General features: G+C 54.3%; 28 protein-coding genes and 1 pseudogene. 3 read left to right on the forward strand and 26 right to left on the reverse strand.

The features are described 5' to 3' along the window. Window positions 1-72: 72 nt before the first annotated feature. Genes HV261_RS25900 through HV261_RS25960 form a run of 13 tightly spaced genes read right to left on the reverse strand, consistent with a single transcriptional unit; the run spans window position 73 to window position 9,559 of the window. The gene (locus tag HV261_RS25900) at window positions 73-702 is read right to left on the reverse strand and encodes a hypothetical protein (RefSeq protein WP_008325097.1); all 630 of its coding nucleotides are present in this window, start codon (window positions 700-702) and stop codon (window positions 73-75) included. Continuing rightward, entirely contained in the window at window positions 693-1,013 is a 321-nt protein-coding gene (locus HV261_RS25905) for a hypothetical protein (protein WP_008325090.1), read from the reverse strand. Before HV261_RS25905 ends, HV261_RS25900 begins: the two co-directional genes overlap by 10 nt. Beyond that, window positions 1,010-1,645 carry a type-F conjugative transfer system protein TraW gene (gene traW / locus HV261_RS25910; RefSeq protein WP_104652357.1) on the reverse strand — a complete coding sequence of 212 codons (636 nt, stop codon included), beginning with the start codon at window positions 1,643-1,645 and terminating at the stop codon, window positions 1,010-1,012. The genes HV261_RS25905 and traW overlap by 4 nt, the downstream gene beginning before the upstream one ends. Beyond that, entirely contained in the window at window positions 1,642-2,058 is a 417-nt protein-coding gene (trbI, locus tag HV261_RS25915) for a type-F conjugative transfer system protein TrbI (protein ID WP_008325088.1), read from the reverse strand. Before trbI ends, traW begins: the two co-directional genes overlap by 4 nt. After that, window positions 2,055-4,658: a type IV secretion system protein TraC gene (gene traC, locus HV261_RS25920; protein WP_191608554.1), complete on the reverse strand. Its 2,604-nt coding sequence runs from the start codon at window positions 4,656-4,658 to the stop codon at window positions 2,055-2,057. The genes trbI and traC overlap by 4 nt, the downstream gene beginning before the upstream one ends. Next, window positions 4,655-5,212, reverse strand: a complete 558-nt coding sequence (gene traV, locus HV261_RS25925) for a type IV conjugative transfer system lipoprotein TraV (RefSeq protein ID WP_008325086.1) — start codon at window positions 5,210-5,212, stop codon at window positions 4,655-4,657. The genes traC and traV overlap by 4 nt, the downstream gene beginning before the upstream one ends. Window positions 5,213-5,272: 60 nt before the next feature. Beyond that, entirely contained in the window at window positions 5,273-5,677 is a 405-nt protein-coding gene (locus HV261_RS25930) for a hypothetical protein (RefSeq protein ID WP_202039824.1), read from the reverse strand. After that, window positions 5,674-6,156, reverse strand: a complete 483-nt coding sequence (locus HV261_RS25935; RefSeq protein WP_191608556.1) for a hypothetical protein — start codon at window positions 6,154-6,156, stop codon at window positions 5,674-5,676. The genes HV261_RS25930 and HV261_RS25935 overlap by 4 nt, the downstream gene beginning before the upstream one ends. An 8-nt stretch (window positions 6,157-6,164) precedes the next feature. Further along, window positions 6,165-7,562, reverse strand: a complete 1,398-nt coding sequence (gene traB, locus HV261_RS25940) for an F-type conjugal transfer pilus assembly protein TraB (RefSeq protein ID WP_191608557.1) — start codon at window positions 7,560-7,562, stop codon at window positions 6,165-6,167. Continuing rightward, the gene (gene traK, locus HV261_RS25945) at window positions 7,559-8,299 is read right to left on the reverse strand and encodes a type-F conjugative transfer system secretin TraK (RefSeq protein WP_117343945.1); all 741 of its coding nucleotides are present in this window, start codon (window positions 8,297-8,299) and stop codon (window positions 7,559-7,561) included. Before traK ends, traB begins: the two co-directional genes overlap by 4 nt. Window positions 8,300-8,310: 11 nt before the next feature. Further along, window positions 8,311-8,895, reverse strand: a complete 585-nt coding sequence (locus HV261_RS25950; RefSeq protein ID WP_117343944.1) for a TraE/TraK family type IV conjugative transfer system protein — start codon at window positions 8,893-8,895, stop codon at window positions 8,311-8,313. A 5-nt stretch (window positions 8,896-8,900) separates the two neighbouring features. Next, a complete protein-coding gene (gene traL, locus HV261_RS25955; RefSeq protein ID WP_008324958.1) occupies window positions 8,901-9,203 on the reverse strand; it encodes a type IV conjugative transfer system protein TraL in 303 nt (100 codons plus the stop codon). Window positions 9,204-9,205: 2 nt separating this feature from the next. Next, window positions 9,206-9,559, reverse strand: coding sequence for a type IV conjugative transfer system pilin TraA (locus HV261_RS25960; protein WP_104652443.1), 354 nt, complete (start codon window positions 9,557-9,559; stop codon window positions 9,206-9,208). A gap of 196 nt (window positions 9,560-9,755) precedes the next feature. On the opposite strand from HV261_RS25960, the gene HV261_RS25965 reads away from it, so the two are divergent. After that, on the forward strand, window positions 9,756-10,397 hold the full coding sequence (locus HV261_RS25965) for an Arc family DNA-binding protein (protein WP_191608558.1): 642 nt from the start codon (window positions 9,756-9,758) through the stop codon (window positions 10,395-10,397). Window positions 10,398-10,429: 32 nt separating this feature from the next. Here HV261_RS25965 and HV261_RS25970 read toward each other — a convergent pair whose 3' ends face one another. Continuing rightward, window positions 10,430-10,822, reverse strand: coding sequence for a relaxosome protein TraM (locus tag HV261_RS25970; RefSeq protein ID WP_191608559.1), 393 nt, complete (start codon window positions 10,820-10,822; stop codon window positions 10,430-10,432). Between the two features lie 665 nt (window positions 10,823-11,487). Between HV261_RS25970 and HV261_RS25975 the strand changes: the two genes are divergently transcribed. Further along, window positions 11,488-12,018, forward strand: a complete 531-nt coding sequence (locus HV261_RS25975) for a lytic transglycosylase domain-containing protein (protein WP_191608560.1) — start codon at window positions 11,488-11,490, stop codon at window positions 12,016-12,018. Window positions 12,019-12,053: 35 nt separating this feature from the next. On the opposite strand, the gene HV261_RS25980 is transcribed toward HV261_RS25975, so the two are convergent. The 3 genes from HV261_RS25980 to HV261_RS25990 form a co-directional block, all read right to left on the reverse strand. Then, a complete protein-coding gene (locus tag HV261_RS25980) occupies window positions 12,054-12,875 on the reverse strand; it encodes a DUF932 domain-containing protein (RefSeq protein WP_008324970.1) in 822 nt (273 codons plus the stop codon). Between the two features lie 16 nt (window positions 12,876-12,891). Continuing rightward, window positions 12,892-13,158 carry a hypothetical protein gene (locus HV261_RS25985; RefSeq protein ID WP_008324972.1) on the reverse strand — a complete coding sequence of 89 codons (267 nt, stop codon included), beginning with the start codon at window positions 13,156-13,158 and terminating at the stop codon, window positions 12,892-12,894. 85 nt (window positions 13,159-13,243) lie between these two features. Then, complete coding sequence (locus tag HV261_RS25990) at window positions 13,244-13,606, reverse strand: hypothetical protein (protein ID WP_049259749.1); 363 nt, start codon at window positions 13,604-13,606, stop codon at window positions 13,244-13,246. 625 nt (window positions 13,607-14,231) lie between these two features. Between HV261_RS25990 and HV261_RS25995 the strand changes: the two genes are divergently transcribed. Further along, window positions 14,232-14,717 (forward strand): cytoplasmic protein, encoded by a 486-nt coding sequence (locus HV261_RS25995; RefSeq protein ID WP_191608561.1) that lies wholly within the window; start codon window positions 14,232-14,234, stop codon window positions 14,715-14,717. 274 nt (window positions 14,718-14,991) lie between these two features. Here the strand turns inward: HV261_RS25995 and HV261_RS26000 are convergent, their stop codons facing one another. From HV261_RS26000 to HV261_RS26035, 9 genes and pseudogenes are all read right to left on the reverse strand, one after another. After that, window positions 14,992-15,114 (reverse strand): type I toxin-antitoxin system Hok family toxin, encoded by a 123-nt coding sequence (locus HV261_RS26000; protein ID WP_224776414.1) that lies wholly within the window; start codon window positions 15,112-15,114, stop codon window positions 14,992-14,994. Further along, window positions 15,059-15,208: pseudogene (locus tag HV261_RS27835) on the reverse strand (DUF5431 family protein); the annotation flags it as partial. The gene HV261_RS26000 and the pseudogene HV261_RS27835, both read right to left, overlap by 56 nt. A gap of 166 nt (window positions 15,209-15,374) precedes the next feature. Next, window positions 15,375-15,701 carry a hypothetical protein gene (locus HV261_RS26005; protein ID WP_049040707.1) on the reverse strand — a complete coding sequence of 109 codons (327 nt, stop codon included), beginning with the start codon at window positions 15,699-15,701 and terminating at the stop codon, window positions 15,375-15,377. Next, window positions 15,698-16,426 carry a plasmid SOS inhibition protein A gene (locus tag HV261_RS26010; RefSeq protein WP_049040706.1) on the reverse strand — a complete coding sequence of 243 codons (729 nt, stop codon included), beginning with the start codon at window positions 16,424-16,426 and terminating at the stop codon, window positions 15,698-15,700. The genes HV261_RS26005 and HV261_RS26010 overlap by 4 nt, the downstream gene beginning before the upstream one ends. Further along, complete coding sequence (psiB, locus tag HV261_RS26015; RefSeq protein ID WP_191608562.1) at window positions 16,423-16,857, reverse strand: conjugation system SOS inhibitor PsiB; 435 nt, start codon at window positions 16,855-16,857, stop codon at window positions 16,423-16,425. The genes HV261_RS26010 and psiB overlap by 4 nt, the downstream gene beginning before the upstream one ends. Window positions 16,858-16,892: 35 nt before the next feature. Next, window positions 16,893-18,911: a ParB/RepB/Spo0J family partition protein gene (locus HV261_RS26020; RefSeq protein WP_202039825.1), complete on the reverse strand. Its 2,019-nt coding sequence runs from the start codon at window positions 18,909-18,911 to the stop codon at window positions 16,893-16,895. Between the two features lie 67 nt (window positions 18,912-18,978). Further along, complete coding sequence (locus tag HV261_RS26025; protein ID WP_191608564.1) at window positions 18,979-19,344, reverse strand: hypothetical protein; 366 nt, start codon at window positions 19,342-19,344, stop codon at window positions 18,979-18,981. 43 nt (window positions 19,345-19,387) lie between these two features. Next, window positions 19,388-19,660, reverse strand: coding sequence for a hypothetical protein (locus tag HV261_RS26030; protein WP_191608565.1), 273 nt, complete (start codon window positions 19,658-19,660; stop codon window positions 19,388-19,390). Between the two features lie 694 nt (window positions 19,661-20,354). Further along, the gene (locus HV261_RS26035; protein ID WP_191608566.1) at window positions 20,355-20,918 is read right to left on the reverse strand and encodes a methyltransferase; all 564 of its coding nucleotides are present in this window, start codon (window positions 20,916-20,918) and stop codon (window positions 20,355-20,357) included. Window positions 20,919-20,932 lie beyond the last annotated feature (14 nt).

Genomic DNA, 20,932 nt, shown 5'->3' on the forward strand with positions numbered 1-20,932 from the left:
AGGGGAGCCCGGCTGAGGCGAAGCGCCACGCAGTGAGCACCGGAGAGCCTGAGTGCCTGGGCGGTTGAAACATCAGAACGAGGCAGGCCGGATAACCAGGAACGCGTAACCACAGCGGTGCTCATCAAAATTGCTGCCCTCTGACGCGCCCGCCGCAATCGCGTCTGCCGCCTCAGTCAGAAACCAGGCCAGTGTGTCGCAGGAGGTGCGGGGTGTCCCCTGGAGGATCACATAAATATGGCGGGCCAGACTCCCCTGCGACAACCGCCCCGCCATTTCCAGCCAGGGCGGAAGTGACGGACCGTCCTTATCAGGAAAAAAAGCCTGCTGGTCAGTGCACAGGCGGGCATGAACACGCCAGTGCACTGAATACTGAGGGACGGCGACCCCGGTGTAACCATAATCCCCGTGATAGTGGCATCCGTCGGTGCTCACAGGCAGTCCGTTTGTCCGCAACGCGCCGGTCGCGCGCGCCAGGCAATACACCAGATCGCGCGTTAACATGCCCGGCTGTGCATCCACACTGACGGTTACCTGCGTAAAGGGGGACGGCTGTTCATCTTCCTCCTGCGGGGGCAGTGCCCCGCTGTCTTCGCATTGACCGGAATACCTGTGCATCCTTTTTCCCGGTGCGCCCGACGCCAGACAGTGCAGCCCGACCAGCAGGGCCCATAAAAGGTAGCCGAACGACGTTAAATCCATGCTTCCGTCTCCTGCATATGCCTGACTATCAGACCGACCAGATAGTCCGGGAAGCGTTCGTCACGCGCCTGCGGTTCGACCAGCGCCATCTGATTTTCCCTGAGCCAGTTAAACCAGGCCTGGGTAACCAGCACAGGGTTCCAGGATTCAATCTCGGGATACAGCATTTTGAGCCGGTCCGCCGTTCCCTGACGGGTAACATGACGGGCGGGTTTCCCCGGCGATTCTGGAGTGGGATGGCTTTTTCTTTCCCGTCCCGGTACCGCATGACGCATTTCCGGGAACAGATCACCTAACGTTGTGGCTGTCATTTCTTTGCTCCTTTTACGGGGATCTCCTCAACGTTCAGCATGCGACCGTCGCGGGATATCCGTGCGGGGATGTGTGAGAAGCCAAACTTGCGGGTCAGGATACCTGCCTGGTCGAAGTAGATACGTTCATCAAGCGCATCACTGGTTTCCTTTATATTGCCGTTCACCAGGATAACTTTGCTGTTCGTCTGTCCGGCGATTTCCTTTCGGGTCCACTCCACCTGTGCCTGGTCATCACCATCGATGAAATAGAGCACCTGGGCGAAGGGCACCTTATCAAGCGGGTTGATCGTGTCACCTTTACGGGCAATCACTTTCCCCTGCATATCCGTAATGGTTTCTTTCACGGTAAATGTCGGGTCCCAGGGGAAGCTGCGGTATTTCACGGCCCGGCTCAGCCCCTCAACCGGGGCCGGGCGAACGGCATTTTTTTTCACCCGCGCCGTAGCTTCTTCCCGCAACCGGTCGAGTTCCCCGCTTTGCTCCATCCCCTTCAGTCGGGTCTGAATAAAGTCCAGCATGTCCTGCTCTGCGGGTTCAAAGACGTTCCCCCAGGTACCGAGATCTCTGGCACCACTGCCGGCTGACAGTGCCAGCAACAGTAATGCCATCAGTGGCTGACGTTTCTTCACTGCCCCTCCTGCGTGCGCCGGGCAATGTCGCGGCGAATATCGGGTGTGATATCCGGCAACGGACTGACCACCGCAGGTTTCACCAGAATGATGGCGTTGTGCGAGGTTTGCCACGCCGCCAGGCTGTCAGACATTGCCGTGTTGAAACGGGCCGTCAGCACTTTCGCTTTTCCTTCATCGAGCTGCAGCTGTGCCGACTGCTGCATAAAGAGGTCGATGGTGCCTTTCATGTCGAAGACCACCACGTCCGGGGACGTGGATTTCATATATACCCACGTTATTCCGGTCATGACCAACTGTGAAATCAGCACACAGGCGGCTATTTTCACGCTCCGGGCTTTCAGCCAGTCCCGCGGCTTTATACCTGCGCGGACAGTGGCGGCCTCATACGGTTGTTCATTCTGTTCACTCATGCGGCTTTTACCCATTCTTCAAGTTCACGAAGTTCGTCACCGAACTTCTTCTCGGCCAGCAGATATGCGGCTTCATCTGCCGTGGCCCCGGCTTTCTGTGCGTTCTGCATATAAGCGAAGTCCTCCCCACGGGAACTGAACATGGCGCGGGTAACAGGATCGACAAACAGGCGATGAAACGAGCTGTACTCCCCGGCGCTGATAAGCAGCGAGCTGTAACCGGTCTGCAGTGCAGGCTGGAAACCCCGGATAACTTCTTTTTCCATGTCCGAGAACTGGTCCGGATTGTCGGAGAGGTACTGTTTGAAGGCTTTCGCATCCTGCAGGAGGGTGATTTTGGTCGAACTGTTGTTCCAGGCCGCTTCCGCTTCTTTACTGGCGCTGAAGTCCCTGATGCCCTGCGTGATGGTGATGAACGCCCCACGGTGACGGCGCACAGTACGGTAGCCGGTTTCAATAAAGCGGGCTGCATGTGGATTGGAGCCACCGAGCAGTCGCCAGGCCTCGTCGATGATGCAGACTTTTTTGAGGTCACGCGGGCTGTGATACATCTTTTCCTGAATCGCCAGGATGAGCGAAAACAGAATGGACGAGAGCAGTTTCGGTTTGTTCTCCAGACTCAGCAGCTCCAGAACGGCAAAACGTGTGTCACCATCCAGCGTCGGGTTGTCCGCATTGAAGTATTCGCCATCCGGTCCCCAGGTGCAGTAGGTTTCCAGCAGCATGGCCAGTTCAGCCAGACGCGCCGTGATGGTCGGTTTTTCGGCAAAGCGCTGATTAACATCAGCGCTGGTCAGGAAACTGAAAACGTCATCAATACGCGCCTGACAGCCTTTTTTCTCCCACGCATCCATCACCGCTTTCTGCAGAATCGCTTCACACACAACATCCAGCGGCTCGGTAGGACTCGCCAGTACCGTCAGCAGACGCACAATACCTTCAGCGGAGTGCCTGATGTCTTTCACGTTAGCAAACGGGTTAAAGCGAAGCTTCGAACCGTCGAGATAAACCCCGCCAGCCTGGTGACAGTAGTTCTTGTAACTGTCACCCATATCGATGACCCAGGCAAAACCGCCTGCATTCAGGACATCACGGAGAACACCCTGCGTCAGGAATGACTTACCGGCCCCCGAGGTTCCCGTGACAGCGATGTTAAAGTTGGTGCTGCCGTTTTCTTCCCCGAACATATCAAAGAAAGCCACCTGGTTGCGGTAGGTCGGCAACGGCATGCCCACATGCGACAACTGGCGCTCAGCCACCACAGGCATCAGGCTCACGGCGTTCCAGGATTTCCCCCGCAGGGTGGCCCCCGTCATTTTGAGATCTTCCCACATCCCTTCCTGCATCACGAACGGGAAGCCGGCCAGCCAGTTACGCATCTGCTGGTACTGCACCGTAACCATCTCCAGCTCGTTCTTACGGAAGACGTTAATGGCGGCCAGCTCACACTTCTGCGCCTCCGTATTATTGTCGGGCGTGAACAGCGTCAGGTTAAAGTAGGTCCGGCAGAGGGCGATTTCGTTGGTCGACAGTTGTTCACGGGCTCTACGCCATTCGTCTGCCGCTTTTTTGGTCCCGGGGAAAAGCGCCCCGTAGGCTGAGCTGGCCTTTTTGGACAGGTCCGTATCCTTGCGAAAGGCCTCACTCTGGCTTCTGGTCTGCTCCTCCAGTTCAGTGGTCCAGGTGATCATAAACGGGCACGGAATACCGAGATCAGGAAAGCGGAGATTCTGCAGGTTATCGGCTCCCTGCCAGAGTGCGAACCGGCGGGGATTTTTGCTCAGTTGCATATTCACAATCCGGCAGGCTGAAGCCGGAAGTCGTGTCCCGTCTGTTTCGATTTTTTCCGGTAATTCGATACGGATATGTGACGGGTGAACACTCAGGTCAATGGCAGGATCGACCACCTGACGGTTGAGCAGCTCATCTTCGTTATAATCACCCGGCGACATCATGACCTGCTCATGACGGTAGTTCATCAGCTCACGCATGACCGACAGGAAGGCATTCACATCGGTGTTAACGGAATCTATCCGCGCCGCCCCCAGGGAAACGCGAATGGTGTTGCGTATCTGAACCAGGTCATCCATCACCTGCTGGGAGAACCGTTTCACCGCTTTACCGTAGACGATAAAGATACGGTAGTTTCGCAGATAGAGCGGGTACTCACGCTCATTGGCCAGTCCGTGGAGTGCCGAACGCTCCCAGAACGCACGGGTAATTTTATTCAGATGATCGGCCATCTGACCTTTCCACATATCGGTACTGACACCCCGCGCAATACGCTCGCCCACACATTTACTGGCAGTCAGAACAACGGTGACCGGTGTTTTACGCGGGAGTTTTTTACGCAACATGTCATCCAGCGCGGCCATCACCTGCTCATTGGCGCCAGGCAACGGCGCCAGTTCCAGAACAAATCCTGCAGTACCGGTATTGATGAAAAGCTCATTTTTTTCATCGTAATAGCGATAAGGCAGACTGGCCACCAGGGAGGGATAATCCCAGGTCTGTTCAAGGTTGGCACGCGCGGTCGCGGCACCGTCCTTACGCCGCCCGCTCTCAATCAGCCCCATCAGGCTGTCCAGGACACTGCTCATTCCCCGCCCTCCCCGATAACACGGAAGCTTTCGTCCCAGTGGGATTTGTTTTTCACAAACTCAACCACAGAAGGCTGATGGAAGTTGTCGTCCGTATCCACCCACGGTGCAATCCACAGACGCTGGGTCGCATCCGGGATACGCTGGACCTGTACGCGTCCGGCCGTATTAACAGGGGTGACCGGAACAACGGGACGCGGACTCACGCGAGGTATCACGCCCGCCAGCATGGTGCCTGCCGGTGCCGTGGCCAGCGGACGTGGCGCGATGAGCGGAGTAGCCGGGGTTCCGGTTGCTGCGACTGATACAGGACGTGACGCATTCACGACAGGTGCCACGTTACGCAGTGCCGGCAGGGTTTCACCCGCAGGCTTTTTTGCGGTTTTACCGGCGTTAAGTTCGTCCAGGCTTTTGCCCTGAGCGGCGAGTTTGTTGGCCTCGCCGGTCGTCAGGCACTGGTCGGTTGCAGTTTTATTGCAGTCGAAATCAGAATTCATGCCGGCACAGCCGGTCAGCGCGCTGCACAGCAGTGCAGCGCCCATCAGTTTTTTCATGGGATAACTCCGGTTAATTTATGGCAGAACCAGTAAGGAATGGGGGCGGATAAGGTTGATTTAATTTTTCTGGTGCAGGACTAATATAAAAACAGCCTGGGCCACTGCGCTTAAAATAGTGCCAGCCAGAAAGAGGTCGACATTCATACGCGCCATGCTCATATCAATAAACGCCCAAATCAAAGAAAGGCAAAGCAGTATCAGCCAGGGCGCTATAACCCCCAGGGATGTGAAAATAATCCCTTCGATTCGTTCCCCGAAAGTAACGGCTGCTGTACAGAAAAGAAGGAACAGCGCAACAAGCAGACCAACACACCAGCTACTCCACTCATACGTCACCACCCCTTTACGTATCAGTACCGCCCAGACAGTCAGTTCAGTGCTGTAGACCATAAAAGGAATGAACACATGGCGAAGGTCAGAAGCACATTTCATGATGCAGGAGGATTCGGAATTTAACGTCACTGGTTCCTCTCCTTGCCGGGGTTGCTGTCGGGATGGTTATGAAGGAACTGAAAGCGACCCGTTACGGATGATTTACCAGACAGCCTTTTCACCTGAGTTGCTTTTTCCTTTTCATACCAGCGTTCCACAGCTTCACGTGTAAGTACCCGGTTCTCCACAACCGAGGCCTGTAACTCCCGCCATGCCACAGGGTTAAGCGGTTTATACCGGGCCAGTTTCCTGTCCAGAGCATCAGGCCATGTCCGGGGTTTACTGTCGAAAAGCCGCTTGAATAAGCACAGAAATAAGATTATTCCCCCAAAGCTGGCTGTACACTGAAGCCACCAGGTGATGTCCAGATACATCCATACCCCGCCGTTCGCGAAAGCGAATATCAATGAAAAGGTGTAAACCCACTGTTGATGTGGGGGATAATGGTTAGCCTGCCACATATGCAGGTCCACCCGAATATCGTTCAGCAGTCTTCGGTTTGTATCCATCTTCCACCTCAGTTTATTGTGTCACCGAGCCGCAGCTGGCTGGCCTGGCGCAGAACGTCATCCGGGTTGATGTTGCCCACCGATGTGGTGCTGTGCGTGGCGGTCTGGTTGACAGGCTGCGGAGTCACAGAACCCTGTGCGGCGTTACCGGCTTTCTGCAGCTCTTCTTTCGCCTTCGCGTCCTCAGCATCTTCCAGCGTTTCAAGACGGAAGCCTTTCTGGAACACCACAGTGACGCGGTTCCCGGCCCCGATATCAATAATCGGATGATACTGTTCAGCACGTTTTATCCAGTACTGGCTCAGGGTGTCAGCGGCTTTACTCGCACCGCCACCCAGCCCCTGTTTAAACACATCACCGGCACCGATATCGGCAGTGGCCCCGAGGCCGACCGACGGCGTGGCGGCCGATTTAATCCCCTCACCAAAACCGGAGAGCAACCCGGCGGCACCGGCATAACCGACAATCATACCGTTACGCATAACCGGCTTCCCTCTGATGCCCCCTTTGCCCTGGTAGCTGACGTGTCCGTCAAACTCCATATCGATATGTTTGCCGTTCTTCAGCACGCAACTGATAGACCGGGTCCGGACCTCACCGCGCTCACTGGAAATATCCCCCCAGATTTCCCCCACAACGAAACAGCCATCAGCACTGTATTCCTTGTTATTGGGCATCTGGATATTTCCCAGCAACCGGATAGTCACGGGGCGGGTATTCTGCTGACCGGTGACGCTGGCGTTGGCGTCAGCCCCTTCAATCATAATGGCGTCAGAGAACGACCCCGAAGGTATCCACGGCAGTTTCGTGGTTTTCTTTTTAAGGTTCTCGTAGGTAAATTTTGAGGTGGTAAGACCTCCGGTCATACGTTGTCCGGAGCCCCCCGGATAGAACGCTGCGCCCTGTCCCATATTGACTGCACCACTGGCGGGGGGCGCTCCTGTCGGGGTCACGGAGTATTCTGCGGGGCGGGACTGGCCGGCGGCAACGGGACCCGGGAGCGGTGTTCCGTTCTGGTCTGCAGGTGGTGTCTGCGGGTTACTGCCGGCAGGTCGCTGGTTAAGTTGCTCAGTCAGGCGCTGAATTTCAGCGTCCTTCCGGGCCATTTTCTCGTTCGTGTCGAGTTTGTTCTGTTCAAACTGTTGTGACAGTGTGGCGAAATTCTGCTCCAGCGCTGACGTTTTGGCCTGCTGTTGTGCCAGGGCGGCATCGTTCACCTGTTCATTAAACGTGGCAGTCACCACACCGGTCATATTCGGCACAGCAGCTGGCGGAGGCGCTTTTTGCTGTTCCTGATAATGCCCGTACCAGGCAACGCCACCGGCCATCGCGGCCCCGGAGGCAATTACTGCCGCCAGGATGGCAATCTGTTTGCGGCGGGTTTTCAGGTTTTCATTCAGACTCATGAACGTGGTTCTCCGTCATCTGAAAACACAATCCAGGCATATCCTTCTCCGCCCGCATAAAGCTGATGCTGTGAGAGCATGACGGCGCGGACCCCTTTCTGCCAGAAATCACGCTCTCGCAGACTCTGTGTGATATTGCCGGGATTGCTCATCCGAAAACGCACAATGCGCAGATGGTTGCCCACGAACTGACGTTCCGGCGTCAGGCGAACGGTTGCGCCCGGGTGGTATGCCGTCATGCGGCTGACCGGGTATTCCTGATAGTCATCAGGCACCTGGCCGTTAACGATGGCACGGGACAGAGAGACCAGCGTTTTTTCGTAGCTCTGTCCCTCTTCCCAGGCTTTTGCATCGTCATTCCTGCGCAGTGGCGGTGACATCGGGGTAAAGCGCAGTGTTTTTCCGTTTCCGGGCTGAGGCCGGACGTTCAGGCTCAGGGAAGACCCGTGGTCGGTCTGGATAAAGACAGTGAAGTTCTGGCCGACAAGGGGCGACAGAATAAGGGCGCCGTCATCGGTCTGGCTCTGGTCATAGGCACCGGATGGGCCGCTGATGCTGGTGATAAGTTCTCCGTTAACAACAACTTTGGTCGGGTTGGTATTGCTGAGCGTGACATTAAAGGCGGCGTCGTTCTCAAACGGAATGGCTGCGGGAGCGGAAGCGGCCAGAAGGCCGCTGGTAAAAAGTCCCGTTGCCAGTAACACAGCAGCAGCTGCCGGTGAAATTGCGTTTTTCATGGGCAGTCCTGTCAGTTAGTGGTGGTGACCGGCTGGAGTTCTTCGAACTGGTGAAGTGTGACCAGCCCGTCGATGTAACGGATTTTCAGTCGGTATGTTTTTTCCAGGTCTTTAAGCGGAATGGTGATGGCGCCGTTTGTTGTGGAGGATTTCAGCGTACCGCTGAATTCGACCACACCAGGCGCATCCATGACGCGGATTTCTTTCGTATCAAAGCGGGTGGTTATCCCCCCTTTTTTGATGCGTTCAGCTTCAATATCCAGCGCTTTTTTCAGTTCATCCCGTTCGGCGGAGGGGACGAAACCGAGCAGCATTTTCTGGTTATTGTCGACGTTCTCCGGGCTGACATTCAGTCGCCAGTATATAAAGGCAGAGGCGAACATGGTCATACCGGTGGCATCTGCGCCGGAAGCATCTGAGGTGAAGGGTTGATTAAAAGACATGGGCGTGGTGACAGTTTTCTGTGTGGTGGCAAAATGCCACGCCAGAGAGCCGGTCAGCACATTTCCCACCCCACTCAGCAGAAGCAATGAGGCCAGCGCAATAAACGCATAACTGAGTTGTTTATCGCGTTCACCTTTAATTTTAAGCTTCATGGTAATTACGCTCTCCAGTGCCGGAAACTTGAATCAGGTATCTGCCTGAAGGTCACCCTGAATAAAAAAGAGGGAAGATGCCAGTAGCAGAAATTCAGCAGCCAGAATGACCCCTGACCTTTTTTCAGATATCTGATGGTTGCCCACAGCAGGCCCGCGATAACAGAAAGCTCCAGTGACATATTGTTCAGCACACCCAGGATAATTAAAGGTGCGACAATTAACAGTTCATCGAGAGGGAGACCGAAATAGCGTTCCTGCTGATTGAGTGTTTCCGGGAAGTAGTATTTATCCTCTTCCCCGTTCATGGTCAGCTCGCAATACTGAAAGCGACGCGGGTGAAAATGATACACATAACAATACCGACAAAGACCATCGGCGAGCGTACTTTGATGTAAATAAACAGGCCCATGATAATTTCGGCAATATAAAACCATTTTACAATGGAAGAGCCAGAACCGAAGGTTGAGTTAACGGTTGTGTTTTGTGATGCAAGTAAATCAGTTCCGCTGGCCAGAGCCGGGTGTGCGACCATAAGTGAAATTAAAATCAACCCTCCGTTTTTAATAAATTTTTTTAACTGTCGGTTTTCGCGAGCTTTACGAAATAAAGACGCTACCGCCCATCCCTTCATGACATTAAGGGCATTACCGTTTGTGGACATGCTTGTTTCTCCGGATGTAAACAAAATGAGTGTACGTAAGTGCTTGTTTACGCACGCGATATTGTCCCATGACTCTAAAAAAAAAAAACTGTGACACATGTCACATTATTTAAAATATTTAGGATTTTTCTGAATATATAAGTGAGTAGGCTTGGTCATTCAGGTTGTTGGAGTGTTGAATGCGAGATCTATAGCAATGAAAGTAAAAGAGAAAATGTGGGGTGGCCGGGGAAGGCCGCGTAAGTTCCGCCCGGGTGAGGCTGTTGAGTGGCGACTGCGGGCGCCGGATAATTTACTGATGGAGCTGAGAGTATGTGCCAGAGCAGGAAAGAGAAGTGTTAATGACGAAATTATTGCACGCCTGTTATTGTCTCTGAATTATCAGCCGGATATTCCTGTTATTAAAACGGCGGAAGGTGAGAGACTGATTTCTCTGGCGGTGAAGTTTGAAGACTGGCTGCATAACCTGCTTGATGTGGATACACGTTGCGGGGAGGTAAATAAAAGGGATAGTCCCCCTGCGGAGCATCTTTGGGTGTGGCGTGAGGGTGAGCGAATATTACTTCCGGGTAAGACAACAGGATATAGTATGCGTATTCCGGGGAATCTTGCCGAAGAGATTCGCACAATGGCCAGGGTTCACAGGCGCAGTCTGAATGATGAAATGCTGACGAGGTTGATGAGTACACTGAAATATTTTACAGGGCGGGTACTTGAACAGAATGAGGATGCTCAAGCCCTGAAAGTGCTGTGCATGGAATTTGAGAGTTACTTAAAAGAAAAAATTAATGAGGCAGAAAAAAGCGCGCTTCCGTGGGATGAGGATGGCGCGCAGTGATCGACGGAGGCCGGGTCGTCCGGTCTCTCGTGCTATTTATCATCGATAATGAAGTGCTGTTTCTCTGCTGCGTCTTCAGCAATATTAATGGCGCTGATGTTATTGTTTATCAGGTCATCAAGTGAAACTCCCGCCTGTTGCCCCTTGAAGTTAACATAGATTTCAGAGACCAGTGCAGTCAGAATCATAATACCTTCCCGGGAGCCTGATACTTTCTTTATCAGGTCGCGGCGGAATCCATCAAGGTCGAAGGTTGACCCCTCTTCTTTGGATTTATAAACCATAAGACCAAGCCGGACAAGTTCATTGACTATTGAAGAATAGTTCATTTCAGAGGTGGTTGCGCCCTTCTGAAGTTCAATATCCAGTATATCCTGTATTTCCCTGTCGATTTTATCTTTGAAGTATATGTTCTTGCGCGGCATAATATTTCCCTGATTTTTTCATGCAGTGCCGGATACGGCACTGTCGACCATTTTTCATGTGAGTTAATTCACCCTCAACCTGAAGAATGCGTTCATATAAAGCCTGTTCTGACTTAAATGTGTGTGTTAATCCGGCACTGTGATGTGTGTGCATCCGGCACCATCAGGTGTGTGGATTAGGCACTGTGATGTGTGTGCATCAGGCACCATCAGGTGTGTGGATTAGGCACTGCATATCACTAACCTACTCTATTATCAGGATACACACAATCCCCACACTTTACAGTGCCTAATCAGGCACTGCAAGGTGTGGCAATCAGGCACTGCAAGGTGTGGTAATCAGGCACTGCAAGGTGTGGTAATCCACACACCTTTTTCCCACATATTCCAACTTTCCGCATAATGGCATAAGTTATTTCACTGAATTCAAAGAGAAAAACTGCAAGATGAAATCTTGCGTGGGGTGTGATGTTTTAAAGGGTTAGCAAAGAGCGGCAAGTAAATAAGTGTGCCCGGGTTGTAACTGGTATTTGAGAGTGTGGCTGAATGCATGATTCAGAGCGCTTCCGCGCGTTTGTAGGGAATTATCTTGATTCAAATGATCTGGCGGAGTATTTTTTATTGCGCAGCGTATACCGGTTTATGATCGACATAAGGTCCATAAAATGAAAATAACGAAAGTCCCCATCCTGTTGATGATGTTCTCACTATCGACATTCGCCGCACCGCAGATGTGTTTTGACCAGGCGGGGAGAGACTATCAAATAGATCCGCTGCTGCTTATGGCAATTTCAATTAAAGAGAGTCGTCTTAAAGCGTCTGCGGTAAATGGATCAAACAACGATGGATCAGAAGATGTCTGCGGGATGCAGGTGAACAGTTATCATTACAGTAAACTTAAAAAGTTTAATATTACCCGCGATCGACTATTAAAAGATCCATGCATATGCGTTTACTCGGGTGCGTGGGTTCTGGCGCACAACTTCCAGTCCTACGGGAAAAACTGGGACAGCGTTGGAATGTATAATACGGGGCCACGTGATGTGATGATAAAAAAACGCCGTGCCTACGCTACAGAAATAAAAAACATCTACCGTATTCTGCTCGCCAGAAAAACAATACTGGAACAGTCATCAGAGACTCCCCCAGTGTCAGCAGCGAGAAAAACTGAAAAAATCGTTATCAACAAAAATTAATAAAATAAAAAACCGCTCATAGGAGCGGCTTTTTCTCAGGCTTTGAGTTTTGCAAACTCTTCGGCCATTTTCCAGAGAACCTGATTTAATTTGATGTCACCATCTATTCCGGAGACTTCCCGCGTTCTGGTCATCTTCCCTTTTGGCGTTCTGCCACGAATCCCCCCACGGATCACATTTTCCTGCACCACGTTAAATGTTGTCCATAAATCCTGCCCTTTATCGAGAACACGGCGGGGGTTAATAATTTGCTCCGGCGTTATTGGTGCCGGTTTTCCGTCATACTTAAGTTCCAGGGCTGTTGCGCCAAAAAGGCGCTGCTCAGGCAAAGTAAGCTGAATGCTTTTCATCAGGTCAATATTTTCATCGACCGCGTCAAATGTTTCCAGCACCGTGTAAGCACCTTCGATAACCTGCCCGACAATATCTCCTTTGTGTGGCACGCGAATTTCGCCAAAATCCTTCCATGCAACCAGGCCATTACTACAAACCTGACGGAACATACCGGGGATCATTTTATAGCTACTTGAACCATCATGGCTATTCAGCAGAATAATTTCCGGTACTTCCTTTCCGTTAATCTGGTCATGACGACGCAGGCGGAGCATATGCTTTGTAAAGTCGCGTTTATCCTGGTCACGCGTACGGGACTGGGTTGCATAATATGGCTGAAAACCTTCATCACGTAATCGGTCAAGAATGACAATCGTTGGAATATACGTATAACGCTCTGAACGAGAATCGTGTTTTTCCTCAGAGAACGCACTCGGAACAATGCGCTGTAATTCGTCATTCGTCAGCGGGCGGTCTTTACGGATTGATGTTGGCATACGATAGCGGCTTGCGAAACTGACCATAATTATTTACTCCTGATTATTTAGTGAGAGATGAAGAAATAACGCGATGGAAATTATCCAGCGGCGCTGCAGCTGCTACCGGACACCCGTCGACTACCCAGACAGAGATATAATCCGGGCATTCGTAATCAATTAACGTCAGCTCAGAGGCATTCGCTGGCGGTGTAAAAATACCTGGTTGTGGCTCCCCTTCCGATGCAGCCAGGACCCAGCAAAACAGATCCGTGAACTGGGACGGAGTGAGGTCTGAATCACATGTTCCGGTAGGGGTGTTAACGTTCATCGGGTGTACTCCTCGGGTTGTCCGGGTTATTCCCTGCGAAAATGACGCGGGGACAGTTCATGGGGCAGCAGTCACTGCCCGTTCGTTAATCGTGATACGGGCAGGGTTCACCGCTGCCGCTCTGGCAGCAGGCACAATTCGACGTTTCCTCGACGCCAGCGGCCTGTGCCCATCCGCTATGCCACGCACTTACCAGCTCCGGAACGTCTGAAAACATATGCGGAGGGGTATGCTTACCACTGGCAAAATCGCCGTAGCCTTCAAGCATCGCCTCAAAAACAACATCCAGCGCCTCGTTTTTCGCTTTCACGGCGTCGATAACACGCATCACGCGCGCTTTACCCCACTGAATGCGCAGTGCCAGACCTCTCAGCGGAGGTAGTTCGCCCCCCATCTTCCTGGAAGATTCTTGAGCGGCGGTTTTGACGTTGACGTTTCGTGTGTGCATCCTGGTTTTCTCCTGTGGTGATGGTTGTCCATCTCCCTGGTGAGTTCTCTCGCGGCAAAGGGCAAAGGAGCAACGGCGAAGGGAGGAAGGAAAGGGGCGCAGACAAAAGTTTTTGCGGATACTCGCAAAAAGTTTTGGCGGAGTGCATTTCACCCCTTGGATGACGACCCGACGGTGCTACGACCAGCCCTCCGCGTGAGGACACACGGGACGATGGCCTCACCGGGGGAACAGGGTGCACACACCCGACACGTCGGAACGGCGTGGCGGCCTTAAAGCGACAGTCACACCGTCGCGGTCAGGGCGGCGCGACCGGCACGGTCGCAGCAAGCCAGGGGTTGACCTTCGCCATCAGACCCTAGCGAAGCCCGAACCCCGAAGGGATTCGGCGGAGACTGGCGGGTGCGCAGCAGCTGCCCTGGCGGAGTGGGGCTCGACGACCGGACAGCAGCGCTGGCCGGGAGCCGAAGGGGGCCATCGCCCTGCCCGTTTTTCTGTTTCAGGCCATGAGAGAGCAGTGCCATCACTTCCGCATTCAGATCTCCGGCGAGGCGAGGGAGGTTTGAAGACTTTAATTATTAATGCTAATGTACGCATACACTAGCGTTAATCTACGGTCCATAAAATGGCTGAAAAATCTCAGACTGAACAGTCCCGCGCTTATTTTTACCGCAACTTTAAGTACACCCTCGAACATCTGGCCAGAGATTACCAGGCAGAGCTGCAGCGTTATTCCGATGAATCATGGGAATTCCCTCAGAGGGCTGCACGTCTCAGCGCAGCAGTTAAACGCTATAAAACGTACCGGATGCTGAGTTTTATTTTTGAAATCGCAGACGACATCGATCTGGATTTAACTCCACTGATTGTAAAGCGTCTTTGCATGCGTCTTTTCGGACGTTCGGGCAGTCAGGACATCATCGTCAGCATTTTTGGCCAGAAAGGTCGCCAGCATCGCAGCAGAGACAACACCCCTGCCATCCTTGATGAAATTGCCGCCCGCTACCGTCTTGCTGCACATTCCTGCCAGGCTTCAACGCTCAGTGATATTGAAAGTGTGAAAAAGAATTATCAGGCAGGCATCCGTTCAGCACGGAACAGGGAAAAATAACCTTCCCATATTAATGCTAATGGATGCGTACAGTAGCATTAATATGTAATACAGAGGTAATACATGAAGGGAAGAGAGCGGGCGCGCCGGAGGCGCTGCCGCCCTGCCCCGTTCCCCTGGAGGGAACCTTCCTTTCTGGTTGTTCATGCGTGCGGTCGCACCAGAAGTGGAAAAAGGGGCTGCCAGCGAACCGGCAACCCCTTCATAAAGGCGCTTCAGGCATGTCAGACATCATCAGTTCCTGAATGGCGGGGGATTCCCCCGCCGGGGTTAGCTACTTAGCGGATTCGTAAGCCATAAAAGCCGCCACCTCCCTGTTCGTGTCCCTGTAGCGAATTTCGCAGAGCGATTTCCGGGTCAGGTAAGTGAATATCAGCAGTGTGAGACACACTATCAATACACACCAGAGCAGGGTGTTTCGCGGCAGTTTCATGGCCTTCTTCTCCTTGCCTTGCGGCAACTAAGAGGCTATTCTGTTGGTGTCTAGTCAAGCAGATCGCCTCGTGTGGTTGGTTAATAACATTAACTTCCTACGGGGCTTTCTTCTTTCTGCCTCACAACATGGCAACAAACCACCTTCACGTCATGAGGCAAAAAGCCTCAAGCGCCAGTGCCATTATACCTTACACCGCTTCCTGCTGACCAGGTATCCGGCGATTACCGGACTGTTTTTCCGCGAAAATAGTCCGGGCGTTCCGTCAGTTCCCGCGAGATAAGTTCCTCCGCAAACAGCGGCGCAATCCGGTTTACCCGGCGTTCCAGATTTCGCCTGCGGGCAGCGGCTTTCCGTTCATCACTCCAGCGTCTGATCTGCCTCTCATCCAGAAAATCGACGCATACGGCATACCCAGCCCCCGCCACCCAGCGCGACATCACCGATTCCGGGGCGGGCTGCCCGGCCTCCACCACGTCAGAGACCAGCTCCTGCGGACCCGGGCACGGAGTACGCGGCAGCTTCCAGCGGAGTGAATAGCGCCACTTCATAGCCCGCTCCGGTCTGTCAGCTTGTTGGGAACCTGCCAGCGTTCTGCCTCGCGCACATGTGCCGGGGTGTCACGGACGATGAACCGGATTTCATGCATAACGGCATACAGCGGCTCATTGCTGTAGTGCAGCCATTCAAGAGACTTCAGCGAGGCAAACCGCGTCTGCCAGCACCAGAATGCAGACTCAAGTTCACGCGCGTCAAACTCGTCTGCCCAGCGCCGGTACCAGACATTGATGGTTTCCGGTGACTGAAAATTCAATTCGGTCACCGCCTGCCCCAGCAGGTTCTGGCGTAACAGCCAGCGATGCTCAATCGCCCGGTCTTCCTGGCGCATTTTGCGGGTGAACGCAATTTTCTCGCGCTGCATCCGGCGATCTGTCCGGGTATGCATCACCTCCGGGAACAGTTCGGCCTGTACATCCGTGGAGAGCGGCAGCGGGCAATGCTCCCCTTTGCTGGCAATCAGTCGATCCAGTGCTTCCTCAACCTGTTTGAGACTGCACAGGCGGTTCTTCGGCTCCCAGTTCAGGCCGGGAATACGCTGTGCCACCGCCGTGTTAATCCGACTGCTGCCGGTCAGCACGCGCAAAAAAGTACGTACATGTGGCAGAGAGGACAGACGCGCCCCCCGTTCTCGGGCGGTTTCCACACTGATAATGGCCTGCAGTGCCGCCTGGCGGGCAGGCTTCAGCGTCACAAGAGCGTGTGTTGACGGGATCATGCCATCACCTCCTCATTCAGCAGACTGACGACCGTGCGGGCGGAACAGCCGAAGCGGCGCATTCCGGCGACCTGGCTGACCAGCGTACCGATGCGAACGGGATCAAATTGCTCTCCCTGCCAGAGCGTGCGAACAACCAGACCTCCGGCAGACAGTAAGACAAGAAGCCAGTACGGCGAGATATCACCCGGACTGCACACGCACAGATGGTACTCATCGCAGCCGTCCGCGCTGAGACGGCACTGGACGGGGAACAGACCACCAAACTCCGTTCGGTATTCGGCGCAGATGCACCAGTTTTGCGGTACAGGCAGCAGAGCCAGCACGGCATCACTGAGTCCACGACGGGCATCTTCACCCTGCTGGCGGACAGACTCCATGTCGGAGGCGGTAAGGCAGTTAATTTTGTTCAGGTCATAAATCATGGTCATGTCATTCCCGCCGCACGAAGGCGGCGGCCTCCAGGTTAAGCGGCGTGGTCAGTCAGGTCGGTTTCAGCGCAGTCATTCTCATCCTGTTCATCGGACTGAGTACGAACCATCCAGTCAGGTAACCAGCCTTTTGCACTCAGTTCATCTGCGGCAGCGGCAGCGGCATCACGCCGTTTGAGTTTTACAATCTCCCGAGCCCGGTCAGACAGCCCCGCAGCCTCATAAGCGGTGCCAATCTGCGCAATTTTGAGTTTACCGAAGAAGTTTGTCGCATCCGGCTGCCACCATTTGCGCAGGTCAAAGTCCAGTGCCGCTTCCAGCCCGTCCAGTTCACTCCGCTCAGTACGGTGATACAGGCGCTCCTGAATACCGTTGATCCCGTGTGCCGCGCAGAATCCCAGCAGGGCGCACACCTGTTCCGCAGACCATGACAGCAGCCAGGTGAAATCCAGATGCCAGTCTTCCGGCAACGTCGCCTGAAAGACTTCACGCTGTGCCTTCAGTGACAGCAGGGCTTTACCCTCATCTCCGGACGGGGCCAGTGAGGCAAGCAGATACTGATTACTGGAGACGGACGCTTTGAGGGGTTCATCACGTTGACCATAGCTGCGTTCGAACAGCCCGAGACACAGTGTCCATGTCAGCAGTGCCACCGAGACATCAGGACGTCCCGCCAGTTCAGCCTGTACTGCCAGAGTCCGTTCAGCAGACATAGCTTTAACCAGCGTTGCGGGATATGCATCGGCAGGTGTTTCCGGCGTGGTGTAGGTGATGACATTGTTATCCTGTGCCTGTCGTGCCTCCTGTTCCTGTTCTTCCTGTGCGCGATCTTCGTCAGTCAGTTTACGGATACCAGGCTGAACCTGAAAATCGCCGTTATCCCATGACACCCATACCCCATGTGCCGCCCGAAATTCCGGTGTGGCCTCGCGGTATTTAGCCTCGATCCAGATATCATCAATCTGCTGCTGAAATTCGTACTGATCGTCGTAAGTCGCACAGTCTTCGATGGCCTTTTCCAGCTCGTCGATGCGGCGTTGTTCATCATCAGTCAGCACAGCCGCTGGCATGGCAAAGCGGTACAGCTCTTTATCTTCGCCATGACCGCTGAGTTCCGTCATACGAAACTCGGCCCAGCCCCAGCCCTGCTCCTGCTTCAGACGGGCGGCGAGTACGGTGAGCTTGCCAGCCAGCAGGGATTTCACCAGTGAAGCATCTGCAAAGGTACTGTCCCTGTCGCTGAACAGATCGGCGGTCAGTGTACCGCCAGCAGCGGTATAGGCTTCCTCGCCCACATACGCAAACATCGGGTGACTGATGGCCATCTTGTCATCGGTCACCATTTTGCGCAGGGTCTGTACAGCAGGATCGTGCCATTTTTCAACAGCCTCTTTCCAGACCTGCTCCTGACGCTCGTGAGTGTCAGCGAGGGTCAGCGCTTCACATTGCTCAAGGGTCATTTCATCCCGCGCCAGAGAATCCAGCAGGGACGGCGCAAGGTTCGCCAGTTTCAGGCAGCGCTGGACGTGGCGCGGGTGATACCCCAGCAGAGCACCGATCTGCGAGGCCGTTTTCCCCTCCTGCTCCAGCGTACGGAAGCCGATAATCTGCTCGGCGGGATGCATGTTTTTACGTCTGCCGTTTTCGATCATCGAGGCAGCCACCGCCATTTCCACAGGCAGAACTTTCACCGGAATAAACGGGGTGTCGGTAGCGAGTACCCCGCGCTGCACCAGAATGCCTGTCCCCCTGCGACGACCTTCCCCGCCAACGATGCCGATCGTCCCGTCCGGCAACGCCGTGCCGATCAGGTTCTGGAGGATACCCATTGCCTGAATACTGTCAGCCATCTCTTCCACTTCCGTGTCAGTATGCGGAATGATGCGCGTGTTGAGTTCAGTACGCGACAGGCGGGAGTACGGGAAGATTTGCACCGGGGTGTCCGCAAGTAACCGGACGAGCTTCTGCTCAGTGGATTGCGTATTTTTTTCCGCAGATTTTGTCGTGCGGGTGGATTTGGTGGTTTTTTTTGCCGTAGTATTGGTGGCGACCATGATTTTACCCCTTTAATTTAAGTTATGGTTAGCCGTGTCCGGATTGCGCTCCGGCCACGGCACTCTTTCAGTCAGTGATGCGTTTCGGGTGTGCAGCCAGTGCCGCAAAGGACGGATAGCCGTCGAGTACCTGCATCATGACTTTTGCCCCTGCCAGCATTGCTGCATCCGCTACGCCTGCGCTGTTTTCACACACGTTAATCGTTGCCACGATCCCCGATTTCACATCTGAAAAACGCTCATACATGCGGTTACTGAAGAGGACACGTTTGCCCCCTGCCATCACCTGCCAGTTGTTGCAGTCATTAAAACGGGTGTCCACGTTGTCAAACTCGACCACGTGGGAGTCGCTGGCCTGAATGCGCAGCAGCTTCACGATGTCGGTGCTCTGCCCGACCGTTCTGGTCGTCTGGCGGGTGTTAAGGTTCTGCATGGCTCCTCCTTCTCTGGGTTAAGGCCGGACGTCCGGCCTCCGGTTACATCTGCACGTATTGCAGATTGCGTTTCAGTTCAAAAAGAAAATCGGGTTCAAACGACCAGGCGCGCCAGTTAAGCGTTCCGTAGGTACGGATCTCCACCTGAACATCGCCGTAGCGGCTCACACCGGACACGGTGACAGTGACACCTGCTTTCAGCGAAGTGGCCTGAGCCACCCACTCCCGCGCAACGGAAGCCGGGTTTTGCCCTTCACTCATCTTCCTGGAAGATTCCTGAGCGGCGGTTCTGACGTTGACGTTTCGTGTGTGCATCCTGGTTTTCTCCTGTGGTGATGGTTTTCCATCTCCCTGGTGAGTTCTCTCGCGGCAAAGGGCAAAGGAGCGACGGCGGGGCGGCAGGAAAAGGGCGCAGACAACAGTTTTTGCGGTCCGTCGCAAAAAGTTTTGGCGGCGTTCACTTCACCCTTTGGATGACGACACGGCGGTGCTACGACCAGCCCTCCGCGTGAGGACACACAGGGCGATGGCCTCACCGGATGAACAGGATGCACACACCCGACACGGCGGAACGGCGTGGCGGCCTTAAAGCGACGGCCCGCCGGCGCGGTGGAGGCGGCGCGGCCGGAACGGTCGCAGCAAGCCTGCCGTTGACGTTGCGACAGAGGGATGGAAACCCGCTGCCCCGGAGGGGCCGGGCCGGGACAGCGCAGCAGGCCCGGTGCGCAGCATGACAGCCCCGGTTCCCGCCAGGGAAGTCGCCCGGGGTCATAGAAAACAGACAGGAAATATCAGCAGCAGAAAGAAAAGTCACAGGAAGAGAAAAGAGCGCCATATCAGACAACAGAGTGAGAATACCGCCGACAGGCAGCCAGACCACAAAGAGAATGAACAGACGCGGATGGAGGGCGGCGGCGCGAAGCGCAGCCCCCTTCAGCGCCGCAGGCGCGCGGCCTTTTCCGGCGTGGCCAGACGGGGGCATCCTCCCCCGCCCGGCTCACTGTGCCCGTCAGATCTGAATTCTGAGCAGGACGGTTGAAACATCGGTATACGTGAATGTGCCACGCGGCAGCGGCTCCCAGACATCAGACAGGGGCTTCAGGATCTTCTGCTGGCGTGGTCCGTTCAGACAGACCGCCGTCAGTATCCCGCCTGACTCAAGCAGCGTCAGGGCGTGATGTATGTGGCGGATATCCTGCGCATGCTGAAACGGCGGATTCATCAGGATTTTGTTCCAGAGACTTCCCGGCTGGTATTCCAGAAAATCCCCGCACCGGACGTTAACGCCCGGAAACGCCGCCCGCAGATGAGCGGCTAACGCGGCGTTAAGCTCCACGGCGTCACACCGTCCCTGCGGGACCACCTCCCGGATGGCCCGTAAAATGGCCCCCGTTCCGGCCTCCGGCTCCAGTATCCGGTCAGAGTCGTTAAGCTCTGCCAGGTCAGCCATCTGATGACAGACCGGGTCGGGCGTGACGAACAGCTGCGCGCTGGCGCGGATTTCGGCCACGGGGGTGCGCCCGTCCAGTCTTGCCTGCATCGCCTGAATACGGTCTTTGAGTTCACTGTGCATATATATGGCCCTTA

This window comes from Citrobacter sp. RHBSTW-00671, from assembly GCF_014103415.1.
GTDB lineage: Bacteria > Pseudomonadota > Gammaproteobacteria > Enterobacterales > Enterobacteriaceae > Citrobacter.

What these genes read in the sequence shown, in the direction of transcription:
- traC (WP_191608554.1), bottom strand. Translation starts at nt 4,658, where the DNA reads ATGAGCAGTGTCCTGGACAGCCTGATGGGGCTGATTGAGAGCGGGCGG.
- HV261_RS26035 (WP_191608566.1), bottom strand. Translation starts at nt 20,918, where the DNA reads ATGCACAGTGAACTCAAAGACCGTATTCAGGCGATGCAGGCAAGACTG.
- HV261_RS26020 (WP_202039825.1), bottom strand. Translation starts at nt 18,911, where the DNA reads ATGGTCGCCACCAATACTACGGCAAAAAAAACCACCAAATCCACCCGC.
- HV261_RS25995 (WP_191608561.1), top strand. Translation starts at nt 14,232, where the DNA reads ATGGCTGAAAAATCTCAGACTGAACAGTCCCGCGCTTATTTTTACCGC.
- HV261_RS25965 (WP_191608558.1), top strand. Translation starts at nt 9,756, where the DNA reads ATGAAAGTAAAAGAGAAAATGTGGGGTGGCCGGGGAAGGCCGCGTAAG.
- HV261_RS26030 (WP_191608565.1), bottom strand. Translation starts at nt 19,660, where the DNA reads ATGCACACACGAAACGTCAACGTCAGAACCGCCGCTCAGGAATCTTCC.
- HV261_RS26005 (WP_049040707.1), bottom strand. Translation starts at nt 15,701, where the DNA reads ATGAAGTGGCGCTATTCACTCCGCTGGAAGCTGCCGCGTACTCCGTGC.
- HV261_RS26010 (WP_049040706.1), bottom strand. Translation starts at nt 16,426, where the DNA reads ATGATCCCGTCAACACACGCTCTTGTGACGCTGAAGCCTGCCCGCCAG.
- traB (WP_191608557.1), bottom strand. Translation starts at nt 7,562, where the DNA reads ATGAGTCTGAATGAAAACCTGAAAACCCGCCGCAAACAGATTGCCATC.
- HV261_RS25975 (WP_191608560.1), top strand. Translation starts at nt 11,488, where the DNA reads ATGAAAATAACGAAAGTCCCCATCCTGTTGATGATGTTCTCACTATCG.
- HV261_RS25970 (WP_191608559.1), bottom strand. Translation starts at nt 10,822, where the DNA reads ATGCCGCGCAAGAACATATACTTCAAAGATAAAATCGACAGGGAAATA.
- HV261_RS25985 (WP_008324972.1), bottom strand. Translation starts at nt 13,158, where the DNA reads ATGAACGTTAACACCCCTACCGGAACATGTGATTCAGACCTCACTCCG.
- HV261_RS25980 (WP_008324970.1), bottom strand. Translation starts at nt 12,875, where the DNA reads ATGGTCAGTTTCGCAAGCCGCTATCGTATGCCAACATCAATCCGTAAA.
- HV261_RS25960 (WP_104652443.1), bottom strand. Translation starts at nt 9,559, where the DNA reads ATGTCCACAAACGGTAATGCCCTTAATGTCATGAAGGGATGGGCGGTA.
- psiB (WP_191608562.1), bottom strand. Translation starts at nt 16,857, where the DNA reads ATGACCATGATTTATGACCTGAACAAAATTAACTGCCTTACCGCCTCC.
- trbI (WP_008325088.1), bottom strand. Translation starts at nt 2,058, where the DNA reads ATGAGTGAACAGAATGAACAACCGTATGAGGCCGCCACTGTCCGCGCA.
- traV (WP_008325086.1), bottom strand. Translation starts at nt 5,212, where the DNA reads ATGAAAAAACTGATGGGCGCTGCACTGCTGTGCAGCGCGCTGACCGGC.
- HV261_RS25905 (WP_008325090.1), bottom strand. Translation starts at nt 1,013, where the DNA reads ATGACAGCCACAACGTTAGGTGATCTGTTCCCGGAAATGCGTCATGCG.
- HV261_RS25990 (WP_049259749.1), bottom strand. Translation starts at nt 13,606, where the DNA reads ATGCACACACGAAACGTCAACGTCAAAACCGCCGCTCAAGAATCTTCC.
- HV261_RS25950 (WP_117343944.1), bottom strand. Translation starts at nt 8,895, where the DNA reads ATGAAGCTTAAAATTAAAGGTGAACGCGATAAACAACTCAGTTATGCG.
- HV261_RS25900 (WP_008325097.1), bottom strand. Translation starts at nt 702, where the DNA reads ATGGATTTAACGTCGTTCGGCTACCTTTTATGGGCCCTGCTGGTCGGG.
- HV261_RS25935 (WP_191608556.1), bottom strand. Translation starts at nt 6,156, where the DNA reads ATGGATACAAACCGAAGACTGCTGAACGATATTCGGGTGGACCTGCAT.
- traL (WP_008324958.1), bottom strand. Translation starts at nt 9,203, where the DNA reads ATGAACGGGGAAGAGGATAAATACTACTTCCCGGAAACACTCAATCAG.
- HV261_RS26025 (WP_191608564.1), bottom strand. Translation starts at nt 19,344, where the DNA reads ATGCAGAACCTTAACACCCGCCAGACGACCAGAACGGTCGGGCAGAGC.
- traK (WP_117343945.1), bottom strand. Translation starts at nt 8,299, where the DNA reads ATGAAAAACGCAATTTCACCGGCAGCTGCTGCTGTGTTACTGGCAACG.